Genomic DNA, 1,592 nt, shown 5'->3' on the forward strand with positions numbered 1-1,592 from the left:
TACAAGGGGCGGGCAAAGCGGGCGCAATGTGGGTTGGGTCGCGCATCCGCCTAACAGAGCGCATAATACTGCTGCGATAAGGGTCGCTACTGCCAGAGCGGGGGCGTAATCACGCTTGGGCATTAGAAGGCTCCTTTATCCAGTGTATCGAGTAGCTGATTATCGGTGCGGATGCCATTGGTGCGGGCATTGAGCATGGCGTGTGCGGCCTGCGTGGCGGCATTGGCATTGGCCGTGTCGCGTTGGCTTGTATCCACGCGCGCACTATTACGCCCCGCCCGGTTAGCGTACCAAATCAACCCGCCCAAAAAGCCCAACACCGCCAGCAGGAAGCTACAGGCAGCATAGAGATTCATGGGGGTTCCTTAGTGATTATCTGGCCAGTCAGTTGTGAGGTCGGCATTTAAATCGCTCTCTAACTGTTTGTTCAGAGCGGCGGAGCGATTCTGGCAGGCCCCGCGATATTTCGCCATTTTTTTAAATAACGCGGTGACATCATCACTTGTCATCGGCACCGAGCTGCCATCTGCCAGAGTCCACGCCGTGCCGTCAGTCCACGCGTCTAGCTGCACTACCTGTGCCTGCTGGAGCGCATTAGCGTAGGAGGCGTCGTCGGAGGGGAATAGCACTGGGGCAGAAGCGTATGTCGGCTGGAAATACACGCCCATGCCCTTCTTCTGCGTGGTCAGTGTCGCCAGTTCGGCCTGCTGGCCAGAGAGTGTTTTCGGAGGAGTGTAGGGAACAATCTTCCCGTCTTGCACAGCACGGGGCGTCTGAGGCTGACTGATATGATCTGCCCAGAATTCAGCACTGAGAGGGAGTAGGTCAGACAATGGCGGGACATTATCGAGCGACGAATATCCCCAAACGTCAAACCACCCTATTACGGGAGTAGGCCCAGCAGCGTGCGGATCGTACTGCGCGTAGTAGCGGTCAGGATATTGGGTCTGTGCTGGGGTTTTTGCAGGCTGTTCGTTAGTACTATTCAGCATCACATTACTCCTATTGCAACAGCGTCAAACGCCACGCCATCAAATCCGCTACTACTTCTGTCTAGATAAAACCCCTGATTTGTCGTTCGCTGCTTGTACAGATACGTCACTGAACTTTCCTTCCCTCCGTTCGCGTTATATCCGTACCCGAGTAGTATAAATATTTGATTTACTGGGTCTGCGCAGTTAAACGCTACTGGGAACGGAACGTACTGGATGTCCGCCGGATTTTGAATCCTGAAGCACTGAGTAACCACCCGGCCACTCAGCCCCAACACCTCTGGCAACACGCCACCTCCGGGGGAGAGAACGCTGCCGTTGGATCTCAATTTCCACTGATGATCCCCAGTTTCGTCAGAAATGCCCAGAATTCCCTGCGTTTGCTCTCCCGTGCCACGATACAGCTGCCCGTAGAACCGCTCTGGACCGTCCCCCATTTTGAGGTCAAATTCTCCTCCACCTCGACCAAACCCCCAGTTTTTGGTGTATTGAATAGCCAGCGGCCCGCCCATCGTATCGCCAGAACGATTAACTTTGCTGTTCTTTAGTTCGGCCTCTGCTGCCTGCGCCCGCTGTGTTTCCTGTTGAAGGGCTGTGGCC

General features: G+C 55.1%; 3 protein-coding genes. All 3 read right to left on the minus strand.

The window, feature by feature from the left end; genetic code table 11:
- Positions 1-122: 122 nt before the first annotated feature.
- Complete coding sequence (locus NQF64_RS08885) at positions 123-356, minus strand: hypothetical protein (protein ID WP_099027550.1); 234 nt, start codon at positions 354-356, stop codon at positions 123-125.
- Positions 357-365: 9 nt separating this feature from the next.
- Positions 366-992 carry a DUF4376 domain-containing protein gene (locus NQF64_RS08890; RefSeq protein WP_266107148.1) on the minus strand — a complete coding sequence of 209 codons (627 nt, stop codon included), beginning with the start codon at positions 990-992 and terminating at the stop codon, positions 366-368.
- Positions 992-1,592, minus strand: a 601-nt coding sequence (locus NQF64_RS08895) for a hypothetical protein (RefSeq protein ID WP_266107149.1), incomplete at its 5' end; no start/stop codon positions are given. The genes NQF64_RS08895 and NQF64_RS08890, both read right to left, overlap by 1 nt.

Source organism: Bombella saccharophila, from assembly GCF_026385475.1.
Lineage (GTDB): Bacteria > Pseudomonadota > Alphaproteobacteria > Acetobacterales > Acetobacteraceae > Bombella > Bombella saccharophila.

What these genes read in the sequence shown, in the direction of transcription:
- NQF64_RS08885 (WP_099027550.1), bottom strand. Translation starts at nt 356, where the DNA reads ATGAATCTCTATGCTGCCTGTAGCTTCCTGCTGGCGGTGTTGGGCTTT.
- NQF64_RS08890 (WP_266107148.1), bottom strand. Translation starts at nt 992, where the DNA reads ATGCTGAATAGTACTAACGAACAGCCTGCAAAAACCCCAGCACAGACC.